Origin of the sequence: Bacillus pseudomycoides DSM 12442 (assembly GCF_000161455.1) — a bacterium.
In the GTDB taxonomy this organism is placed as follows: domain Bacteria; phylum Bacillota; class Bacilli; order Bacillales; family Bacillaceae_G; genus Bacillus_A; species Bacillus_A pseudomycoides.
In genome coordinates this window covers 5,301,661-5,312,691 of sequence record NZ_CM000745.1, presented here as the reverse complement: position 1 = coordinate 5,312,691, position 11,031 = coordinate 5,301,661, and the positions used below count along the sequence as shown (strand labels likewise).

Here is an 11,031-nt window from a genome sequence, read left to right as displayed (position 1 = left end):
AGGTTGCTGTCCATGTAACAACCTACTCCACGATCCTGGATTTGATGGTACAACTGGAGCATTTGCTACAGGTTGGAACCCGACGGATGGAGCAACTTTAAACAACCAGCAGCAAAACACCCACAGCGGTATTTTGGTTACAGGCCAAACCGGTCCATCCGACCCAGCAGCAACAACACGCATCGTAGCCCTAGAGCTTCCACCAACTCCAACAAACGCAGTTGTCTTCACAAGTGTCAGCCAGGCTGTCGATGTTGATCCAGGTTGTTGCTATACGCTTTCCTTTGCCGCTGATGTAAGGGATGGGGCGATACCTGTAGCATCCGTTTCTTTCCCACAAGTGCTACCGGCAACGCAATGTCCTCCTAGCCCTGCGGATATTGTTTCACATAATTTCCCACACATTGTCCTACAAGGTCATCAAGGTCAGAGTTCCTTCCAACCTTACACTCTCGTTGTATGTGTGCCTGACAATGCGACAGTAGCATGTATTACTTTCCAAAACATCTTTGTCGACAATGGAAATGGAGGAACGGCCTTTATTGACAACGTCGTATTCCAACCTACTGGCGGAGGTTGTGATGGTTGTGTGCAGAATTTCGTCTAATTAATTAACAAAATCGCAGCTCCTTAATGGAGCTACGATTTACAGGCTGTGGAGAAAATCTTCTCCACAGCCTGTTTTGTATCTGAATGCTTTTTCACTTGTCATTACAAAGTTTCTATTATATATTCTCTCAGCGCTTCCTCCCATTGTCTCATAGAAGTAAAACCATTCAGTTCTAGGCACAGGTGCTGTAAAACTGAATAGCGTGGTCTTTCTGCTTTCGCCCTATATTCTTCCGTTTTCACAGGGATGACCTTAACGTTGACCCTCATTTCCTGAAAAATACGAGTAGCAAACTCAAACCAAGAACATTCCCCCCGATTTGACACATGGTAGGTTCCATACTGATTCGTTTGTATCATTTCGCCGGTTTTACATACTAAATCTTTTGTATAAGTAGGACACCCAATTTGATCACACACAACGCGTAGCTCCTTTTTTGTCTGAGCCAACGTCTGCATTGTCCGTACAAAATTTGGACCTTCCCCGCCATACAACCATGATGTTCTCATAATAAAGTACCGACTGTGAAAGTTTCTTACTGCTTCTTCCCCTGCTAGCTTAGAAGCACCATATACATTGAGAGGATTTGTTTGATCAAATTCGTGGTAATCACGCGCATGCATTCCATCAAATACATAATCCGTACTAAAATAAACAAGTTTCGCTCCTATTGCTTCCGAAGCTACCGCTATGTTTCTTGTCCCCAATGCATTTACAGCATATGCTTCTTTCCAATTTTCTTCAGCAGCATCTACTTTTGTATACGCAGCGCAGTGAAGGACAAGATCTGGTTTTAGGCTTTTCATGATAGGATTAAGTGACGTAGCATCTGTAACATCTAATTCTTTTCTTGTAAAACTATAGAGTGTATCCCCTTTTTCTGTAAAATAAGCAATAAATTCTTTACCAAGCTGACCTCCTGCTCCTGTAACAAGTACTTTCACTTTATCTCACCTACTCTTTAATGGCTTCCACCATTGTTCATTCTTCCTATACCATTCTATTGTATCCTCTAAGCCTTTTGTAAAGGAGTATACCGGTTTCCATCCCAGTTCTCTCTGTAACTTAGACGAATCGATTGCGTACCGCCAGTCATGACCAAGGCGGTCTGGAACGAAGGATATCATATTCTTTGATTTTCCGAGCTTTTCTAAAATCATTTCCACAATCTCTATGTTTCTCTTTTCATTATTACCTCCAACATTGTATATTTCTCCGTCCCTTCCATTATGCAGAACTAAATCAATTGCCGTGCAATGATCGAATACATGAAGCCAATCCCGCACGTTTTGTCCCCTCCCATATACAGGAAGTTCCTTATCTTCCATTGCATTTGTAATCATAAGCGGAATGAGTTTCTCTGGATATTGATATGGACCGTAATTGTTAGAGCAGCGTGTAACAATTACAGGAAGTTTGTACGTTTCGAAATAAGAAAGAGCAATTAAATCCGAGCTGGCTTTACTAGCAGAATAAGGGCTATTTGGTGAGATAGGAGTCTCTTCCGTAAAATGACCAGTTTCTCCTAAAGAGCCGTACACTTCGTCTGTTGAAATGTGAAGGAATCGCTGAATACCGAAAGTTTTAGCAGCTTCCAATAATACAGCTGTTCCTACTATGTTTGTCGTATAAAATTGCATAGGACCTTGTATACTTCTGTCTACGTGCGATTCCGCTGCAAAGTGCACGATACTATCAATTTTGTAATCTTGCATTACAGCTTGAATTTTCTTAGCATCTCTTATATCCCCTTGTATAAAGGTATAATTACTATGAGGCTCTATATCCTTGATACTAGATAAATTGCCAGCGTATGTTAACAAATCATAATTAATAACATGGCAATCAGGATACTTCTTGAGAAAATAACGGACAAAGTTACTACCGATAAATCCTGCTCCTCCTGTGACTAGTACATTCATGTCGATATCTCCTTAAATTGAAAGTAATGAGTGGTTTCGTTGAACTTAGGCAACATGCCATCTTTTTCTGATAAAACCGGGTTACTTACGGGCCATGAAATAGCAAATTCTTCATCATTCCATGCGATTCCACTATCACATGACGCGTCGTAAAATTCATCTACTTTATAATGTACAATTGTGTGAGGAACGAGTGTACAAAAACCATGTGCAAATCCCTTTGGTACAAGTAACAGTCGATGATTATCACCCGTTAGCAAAAATGATTGCCATTTCTTATAGGTTGGGGATCCCTTCCTCAAATCCACAATAACATCGAAAATCGCACCTTGTATAACCTGTACGAGCTTTGTTTGAGCTCTTGGTTCTAGCTGAAAATGCAGCCCTCTTATCACACCCGCTTCCTTTGAATACGATGTATTGTCCTGTACAAATTTGTGGTGAATACCGAGATGCCTCAGCACCTTTTCATTATAACTTTCCTTAAAATACCCGCGCGCATCATGAAACACACTCGGCTCAATGAACTTAACATCAGAAAGAGATGCAGGAATCGTCTTCAACTCTTCCCTCCCCCTCCATTAAACTCATCACCAAAATCTACATGTTGCGCTAATGTATTCGCTTTATGCAGTGAAGGGTGCGTTCCGGCATCCGTCCACCATCCTTTCAGCGTATCGTAGGTAAGTACTCCTCTTGCCAAATACTCATTATTAATATCTGTTACTTCCAATTCTCCTCGATCAGAGGGTTTTAACTGACTGATCATCGAAAACACACTGTTATCGTACATATAAATTCCGATTACAGCATAGTTGCTCTTTGGAGAAGCCGGTTTTTCTTCAATGCATACAATCTTACCATCTTGAATATGAGGAACCCCAAAACGACGCGGGTCATCTACTTCTTTTAATAAAATTCTGGCTCCTGCCCCTTGCTTTCTGTAATTTTCTACATACGGTTTCAAGCTGTCAGAAAAAACATTATCACCTAGAACGACAATCATCTTCCCATTTCCCACAAACGTTTCGCATAACCCAAGTGCTTCAGCAATTCCTCCCGCTTTCTCTTGTACACGATATGTGAAGGACACCCCAAAATCAGCTCCACTGCCAAGAAAACTGACTACATCACCCATATGTTCTTTCCCGGTAATGACAATAATATCTGTAATCCCGCATTCCCGAAGCTTATATACAGAGTGATAAATCATTGGATAGCGACCGACGGGAAGCAAATGCTTATTTGTGACCTTTGTAATCGGGTACAATCGAGATCCAGTTCCACCGGCAAGGATAATCCCTTTCATTTTATCCCTCCCCCTTCAAACCATTTGTATTTTTGGTTCATACACTACACCCTTCAATTTTCATACATTATCAATTTAACCTTGTAAACTCTCTGCATACCCTATATATGTGCATAATGCTTTTCTATATTCCTCTTTATCTAATTCCTTGCTTTAAAGTTGATTACTTTCTGTTAAGGGACTACTAAACAACAAGAACTTATACACTCTCCTGTTTACCATCTGAAATATTGGCACACTTACACTTAAGCTCTTGCTATCTATGGTTTTATAAAAAAGGCATATACTCTTGTATAAATACCTTTCTATACGCTTCATATGAAAGCGCATCAAAGTCATCCCCGCAATAATGTATACACCATGGTTCTAATTGACTTGCTACCCCTACTTTATATCCTTTCTTAATAAACTCTAAACACTGCGAAATATCATAAAAGTGGTAGCCCGTAAACAAGTCTTCCCGCCAAGGTAAATCATATTGTGTAACCATTAACAGACCATCTACCGCTTGCACGGGCATATAAGGTATACGATGCCCGTACTGATCAAACGTAAGAGTGCGAAAAGCTCCCCTTCTCTCCTCAATAACTTTCCCAACCGTCTCTTTTCCCTCCCACCATATCCCACTCTCAGGAATGTTTTTACATCCAATCATTCCAAACATACCTAATGAAGAGTCATTTTGAAATAAAGATAATACGTTAAATAAAAAATAGGGGGAAATAATGAATGTATCTTGATGTAGATAAATTTTATACTGGGCATCATGTAGCATTGCTTGATTATATCCTTGTGTCATACTCTTAGAATTACGAACCGCTAAGAATTCTATCGTATACGCTTCTGGAACGTACAAACATTGTATATGCCTCTTACATTTTTCATATAGTTGATCATCATTTACACAAGTAACAAATAAAAATGTATTTTCACTCATTATCCAATTCACTCTCCTTAAATTTACCGCTTAAGAGCCAGTTGAAAATATAATTTGTACCGAAGCAACAGCTTCAGTACTTTTCATCACTGTTTAAAGCTGCATGTAATTTTGAAAGTAAACAGAGTGTAACAGCTACATTATTATTTAGAAACAGTATTTTTTTATTCTCCTCAACCACTTCAACACCTTGATTACTGTGAAATTAGATCTGACTATTGTTCTAACCATCATTTAGCTTCATTTGATAAACAAGTATTTAATTTCATCTTTTATATAAAGAAAAATACTTGCTACACACTGCTTTTTACGCTCTAACTTATCCTAAGTCAGAATAACCATATGGATCTCCAAATGCCTTTAAACAACTCCTATCTTTTATTTTCCTTACACATTATATTTACTACCTACATATATATGTCTTTCGTACAAGCAATCTAGTTGAAAGCGGAAAATAAAGAAAGTTTTTTCATCATCATGTTATGTAAAAAATAACTATTTACTAAGTTTTAGAATACCTATCATAGGAAAAGGGCTTTCTCATCAGATATAAGAAAGCCCCAGTAATTAAAAATATTCTACTTTACATTTCATAATTTCGCTGTAATATTTCTTTGTTCTCTAAGACAGTTTTAAAAATTTCACTATGTCCCTTTGGAAATAAAACTCCTAATCCAAATGAATGTCTAAATTCAATAGAAGGATATTGGGTTTTTAAAGTATTCCACAATTTATAAACCCCAAATTCCCTATCCATCACAGCAATATCATGAAATAAAACAATACCCTTATCCGCTACTTTAGGTAACCATGTTTGAAAATCATGTGAAACTGCTTCATAAGAATGACACCCATCAATATGAAGAATATCAACTGTTTCATCTTGAAACATTTCTAAAGCCTCATCAAATGTATTCTGAACTAAGGTCGCTATATTAGGATAGAATTTATTGACTACTCCTTTAACTGTTTGATAAACATCTTCTCCATAAGAACCACAATGTTGATCACCTTTCCAAGTATCAACTGCAAAACATTTAGTTGATAAATCTCCGTCTTTCACAGCCTGACAGAAACTATAAAACGAGGCTCCATAGTGTGTACCTAATTCAACAATTTTTTTAGGCTTCATAAATCTTACTAAATCATATCCAAAATTCAGATGTCCAGCCCATGCTGACATGCTTATCACAGTAGGATTATAATTATTTATTTCACTTAAAACATTATTATTTTTTTTCCATTCATGATGTATTAAGTCCGGATAATTTTTAAGAAATATTTGTCTTTCTTTTTCAAATCCCTCATAACTGATAATACCGCAATCATGTATGCACCACGGTGCATCTTGCTTAGGGACTCCTATATCATAACCATGATTAATAAATTCAAAACATTGAGATATGTCATAGAAATGCCATCCTTGAAATAAATCTTCTCTCCAAGAAAGGTCATATTGCGTAGCCATAATTAATCCATCAATCGCTTTTACCTTTTCATATTCATTTTCTACATTATACCTTCCGGTTAAAGACAATTGTCCTTTTCCTGCTGGAGTATGATAGACCACTCCATAAGGTTGATTACTTTCCCACCATACTCCTTTTGGTACTGTTTTTGAACCAATTACTCCTATCATTCCTAATTTAGCATTTTTCCTAAATAGTTCAATTATATCAAATATAAATTTTTTATTAATAATTGAAACGTCTTGATGTAAATATACTTTATATTTAGCATCGCTTTTTTTCATTCCCTGATTATAGCCGGACGTCATACTTTGAGCTCCTTCGATGGTCACAATTTCTATTTCATAACCCTCAGGTATTTCTAATTGTTTGATATGTTTTAAAGCTATACTGTATTCAATAGAATCGTTAACACAAGATATGAAACATATTTTCTTATCATTCATTTAATCATCACCTTAACAAATTAAATTTATTTTATCCTCTGGACAATTAAACATGAAATTCATAAATCCATACATTGAGTAATGAAATACAAAATAAATTATAAAATACTCACCGACTTTAACCCTACAACCTATATACTAGCTGTATTTCGATTTCCAGCTTCTCTCTTGCTAAAACCCTAACCTCAGTTTATATAACACCTCCCTTTTTTGTTAATGAAAAAGGGAGGTGTTAGGAAACTTAACGATAACAACAATCATTTTATTTATATTCTTTTGTATCAAAAGAGGTATGATTATAAAAGATTGTTAATTACACTCTCCTAATCTATTTCTAAAAAATATAGTTTTCACGGATATGATACAACATATTTTATTTTTAATATACCTTTCATCTTACCTTGTATAAAAATCCATTAGGGTGAAAAGTTACAAAGAACTTATGTTTACTCCCATCTATAACAAACTGATTATTTTCCTTTAAAAATTCTGTTAATGCTTCCATTGGCCCTGGTCCCCAATTTGGTAATACAGGATGACCATTTATGTTCGTATCTTCTACAACTAAATAGCTTCCTGTAGTAACTACCTCACTATATAATTTTAATTCATTCAGTACATGATTTTTGCTGTGATCGGAGTCCAAAATTACCATGACCACATCTTCCGGATTAATCATGCTTTGTACTTTTCCCATAGCTTCAGAGGATGTTGAAGATGCTCGTAAATAAGTTAATCGTGGGTGAGTAGGAAGGTTTGACTGAGGTGCTATATCAATAGAAAGAACTTGCCCTTTTTGGATTAAATCCAGCATCGATGAAAAAAACAGCGCGCTGCCTCCATCATATGTCCCACATTCAATAATAAGATCAGGCTTAATTTGATAAATTATTTCCTGATATAAAAATAAATCTAAAGGACATTTGTGAATTGGAACACCTAACCATTTGGTGCTTTTTGACCATACTAAGCTATCATAGTAATATTTATGGAACTCTTGAATAAAATCCTTCATATAAAACACCCCCTTTAAAATTTCCATTTATTTCATAAAATTGCGTGACACCAAACATAATATGTTTAAAAAGAAAAATTATGAATTCATTCATTCCAGAAGGCAAAGTAACTAAGTTCAGAAAGATGCTATATAATAACACATAAGGTATAGTTCCATGCAACTTATGAAGATCTTGGCGCTGTAAAAAAATACAGATGTTCTTCGTTGTAAAGTATGCTACCTTTTCATTTCTTGGTAATTGTACCTAACATCATTTCCTTTAGGGCAATATTTATCTTTTCTTCTAACACCCATATTCTTCATAACGTAATACAAACGGCCTATCAACATTAGAAATTATGGGTCATCTTGTTCCTTATAAAGACCTCATATTGTAATTGTCGAACTGGTGCCGTTTAAACAAGGCACGTTGAACAAAGTGACTCGCATTGTACCCGAATACAGTGTAAACGAATATGATAGTCAATGACGGACAGGGATTCCCAAAACCCACCAATCAACACCATAGATTAATAAATGTTTCCCACGCCCTTTCGTATGTTATTAATCGTATTTACATTAAATATGATAAAACTTAGTATACGCTTCTATGATAATTTTCAATTTTATTCTTTATGGAAAAAAGAAATCGTCTCCCCTAATCCTTGAAGCAATGAAAATTCCGGGTGCCAATTCAAATATTTTCTAGCTTTATCATTTGATAAATAACTATGGATAACATCCCCTGGTCTTTCCTCTTTGTATATTCTTTTATTTTCTATTTTCATTAAATTGCAAATTGTATCTAGCAGTTCATTAACTGAAATTTGTTGATTCGAACTAATATTACATATTTGATTGTCAGCATTTCTAAATGCCAAGAAGTTAGCATGTGCTACATCTTTAACAAAGATAAAATCTCGTGTCTGATTTCCGTCACCATATATAATTGGACTATCATTCTTAAATAAACGATCCATAAAAATGGAAATGACACCAGCCTCTCCATCTGTATTCTGCCTTGCACCATAAACATTGGAGTATCTGAGAATTGTATATTTTAAACCATAAAGCTTTGCAAATAATTGAATATATGCTTCACTGGTCAATTTTGATAAACCATAAAATGATACAGGATTAAGATCATGGTTCTCATCAATAGGTAAGTATTGGGGATTACCGTATACAGCAGCAGTTGATGCGTAAATAATTTTTTTTACATTGTACTTTATACAAGCTTGAAGAATATTAACAGTAGCCATGACATTTTCACTGCAATCGTAAAATGGCTGTTTTACAGATTCCTGTACAGATACTTGTGCTGCTTGATGTATTACAAAATCAGGTTTTTCAACCATGAAAATTTTATCGATATTGGGATCCCTTATATCAAAATGATAGAAAGCAACTTTTGATGGAATATTATACTTATGCCCAGTAACTAAATTATCAACAACCACTGTATCTATATTGTTTTCTAATAAGAATTCAACAATATGTGAACCAATAAAGCCAGCTCCACCTGTGACTAAAACTTTCAAATATTTCCCCTCCCAAAAAGTTATATTCCCTTACATATAAGACAACTAAAAATATTCATTTCATTCAATTAATTGAATGATTATTTCTATAAAATCAATGTTGTTACAATTTATGTTGACTATATATTTTTTGATACAGTAAGCCTTATAACTATTCAATGCCGAATTAAAGAGACTCACAAAATTAAATCCGACTGCATATGATAAATCTAGCGCATGCCTAATATGGTTTCACACATAAAGTAAAACAAAATACTTACATGCTTTACTATTGTAATTAATTACGTATATGAAGTTGCACATACCCAATAGCGCCCCATTAGATTGCAAGGCGAATGATTAAAATGAGGAGAATTTGTAAGATTGAGAGTTACTAGCAATACTTTAGAGAACTTATAACTCTTTATTAGCATTTGTTCAAAGTATATAAAATCAGATGTTGTTGAACGAATAAAACCTTTTGAACAAAAATAGGGGGGAAAATAGTGGCTAAAAATAAATCAAAAACAACAAAACACATAAAATCGCAAAAGAAAATATGTCTTTGTATGATTGTAAAAAATGAATCAAAAATTATAGAAAGATGTTTAAATCCGACTAAATCTATCATTGATTTTGTTTCTATTTGTGATACGGGTTCGACTGATGGAACACCTGAAATTATTGAAAACTGGTGCAGAGAAAATAACATACCTGGTACTGTGCACCATGAACCTTTTAAAAATTTTGGATATAATCGAAGCTTAGCTGTATCTTTGGCGCAAAAAACTTATCCAGAGGCAGATTATTTGCTGTTACTCGATGCTGATATGGTCTTAGAAGTTAAGCCACATTTTGATAAATGTAAGTTAGATAAGGACCATTATTTGACTATGCAATATGATCCTCAAATAAAATATTGGCTTTCTCGTCTACTTAAGACATCTTTGCCATGGCGATCCGTTGGAGTTACACATGAATATTGGGATTTAGATCGTTCTAAATTAAAGGCTGATCAAGTTACTTACTTTGATACAGTTGAAAAACTCGATAGTCTAATTATCAATGACCAAGGAGACGGTGGGAGTAAGAGTGATAAATTTGAACGAGATAAACGGTTGCTATTAGAAGGAATTCACGATGAAGCAACCCCGCCCGATTTAAAAATCAGATACATGTTTTACTTAGCACAAACATTATCCATTCTCAACGAATTAGATGAAGCAATCAAATGGTATAAAAAAAGAGTTGAAGCGGGCGGATGGGCGGAAGAAGTATTTTATGCCCTCTTACGAATAGGTCTCTGTTATGAACGTTTGGCAAATACGGCTTCTTTCCAACGTGAACAATTAATTACAGAGTCAGAAAAAAATAAATCAAAAGTTGATCAATCTACAATAGATACCTTCATCCATCAGGAGGAACAATTTTTTGCTCTTGCTACTACTTATCTTCAGAATGCTTGGGAGTACAGACCCTGTAGAGCGGAACCTTTGTCCCACCTTGCAAGAATGTATCGACTGAAAGCTAAAAATAATTTAAGCTTGATGTATGCATTACAAGGAAAAGAAATTCCATTCCCAAAAGAAGATATTCTTTTTGTAGATTACCACGTCTACGACTACCTTTTTGATCATGAAATTTCCATATGTGCGTATTATATCGAAAATAAACGTAATTTAGGTCGCGCTGCTCAGAAACGCCTCCAATCTAAAATCAAACAATTACCACCACATATAGCGGAGGTTGTTGAAAATAACTCGAAATTTTATTAGTTCATATAAGAAATAAAAAACACCTTTTATACCCCATTTCATTGGG

At 35.2% G+C, this 11,031-nt stretch carries 10 protein-coding genes and 1 pseudogene; 1 reads left to right on the top strand and 10 read right to left on the bottom strand.

All coding sequences use genetic code 11. The features are described 5' to 3' along the window. The 10 genes and pseudogenes from BPMYX0001_RS33425 to BPMYX0001_RS26880 all read right to left on the bottom strand — a co-directional run. On the bottom strand, nt 1–231 hold a 231-nt coding region (locus BPMYX0001_RS33425; protein WP_167535691.1), incomplete at its 3' end, for a hypothetical protein. Between the two features lie 480 nt (nt 232–711). Next, entirely contained in the window at nt 712–1,554 is an 843-nt protein-coding gene (gene rfbD / locus BPMYX0001_RS26915; protein WP_006097340.1) for a dTDP-4-dehydrorhamnose reductase, read from the bottom strand. Nucleotides 1,555–1,560: 6 nt separating this feature from the next. Next, complete coding sequence (rfbB, locus tag BPMYX0001_RS26910; protein ID WP_033799449.1) at nt 1,561–2,532, bottom strand: dTDP-glucose 4,6-dehydratase; 972 nt, start codon at nt 2,530–2,532, stop codon at nt 1,561–1,563. Continuing rightward, nucleotides 2,529–3,095, bottom strand: a complete 567-nt coding sequence (rfbC, locus tag BPMYX0001_RS26905; RefSeq protein ID WP_033799448.1) for a dTDP-4-dehydrorhamnose 3,5-epimerase — start codon at nt 3,093–3,095, stop codon at nt 2,529–2,531. Before rfbC ends, rfbB begins: the two co-directional genes overlap by 4 nt. Then, nucleotides 3,092–3,841, bottom strand: a complete 750-nt coding sequence (locus BPMYX0001_RS26900; RefSeq protein ID WP_006097337.1) for a sugar phosphate nucleotidyltransferase — start codon at nt 3,839–3,841, stop codon at nt 3,092–3,094. Before BPMYX0001_RS26900 ends, rfbC begins: the two co-directional genes overlap by 4 nt. A gap of 268 nt (nt 3,842–4,109) precedes the next feature. Next, nucleotides 4,110–4,778, bottom strand: a complete 669-nt coding sequence (locus tag BPMYX0001_RS26895; protein ID WP_006097336.1) for a glycosyltransferase family protein — start codon at nt 4,776–4,778, stop codon at nt 4,110–4,112. Between the two features lie 583 nt (nt 4,779–5,361). Then, nucleotides 5,362–6,033: a class I SAM-dependent methyltransferase gene (locus BPMYX0001_RS34340; RefSeq protein ID WP_050774450.1), complete on the bottom strand. Its 672-nt coding sequence runs from the start codon at nt 6,031–6,033 to the stop codon at nt 5,362–5,364. Nucleotides 6,034–6,054: 21 nt separating this feature from the next. Beyond that, nucleotides 6,055–6,693 (bottom strand): annotated as a pseudogene (locus BPMYX0001_RS34335) (glycosyltransferase family protein); the annotation flags it as partial. A gap of 391 nt (nt 6,694–7,084) precedes the next feature. After that, entirely contained in the window at nt 7,085–7,708 is a 624-nt protein-coding gene (locus BPMYX0001_RS26885) for a CmcI family methyltransferase (RefSeq protein WP_050774423.1), read from the bottom strand. A 608-nt stretch (nt 7,709–8,316) separates the two neighbouring features. Next, the gene (locus BPMYX0001_RS26880) at nt 8,317–9,231 is read right to left on the bottom strand and encodes an NAD-dependent epimerase/dehydratase family protein (RefSeq protein WP_006097333.1); all 915 of its coding nucleotides are present in this window, start codon (nt 9,229–9,231) and stop codon (nt 8,317–8,319) included. Nucleotides 9,232–9,779: 548 nt separating this feature from the next. On the opposite strand from BPMYX0001_RS26880, the gene BPMYX0001_RS26875 reads away from it, so the two are divergent. Beyond that, complete coding sequence (locus BPMYX0001_RS26875) at nt 9,780–10,985, top strand: glycosyltransferase (RefSeq protein WP_050774449.1); 1,206 nt, start codon at nt 9,780–9,782, stop codon at nt 10,983–10,985. Nucleotides 10,986–11,031: the final 46 nt, after the last annotated feature.

What these genes read in the sequence shown, in the direction of transcription:
- BPMYX0001_RS26895 (WP_006097336.1), bottom strand. Translation starts at nt 4,778, where the DNA reads ATGAGTGAAAATACATTTTTATTTGTTACTTGTGTAAATGATGATCAA.
- BPMYX0001_RS26900 (WP_006097337.1), bottom strand. Translation starts at nt 3,841, where the DNA reads ATGAAAGGGATTATCCTTGCCGGTGGAACTGGATCTCGATTGTACCCG.
- BPMYX0001_RS26875 (WP_050774449.1), top strand. Translation starts at nt 9,780, where the DNA reads ATGATTGTAAAAAATGAATCAAAAATTATAGAAAGATGTTTAAATCCG.
- BPMYX0001_RS26885 (WP_050774423.1), bottom strand. Translation starts at nt 7,708, where the DNA reads ATGAAGGATTTTATTCAAGAGTTCCATAAATATTACTATGATAGCTTA.
- rfbB (WP_033799449.1), bottom strand. Translation starts at nt 2,532, where the DNA reads ATGAATGTACTAGTCACAGGAGGAGCAGGATTTATCGGTAGTAACTTT.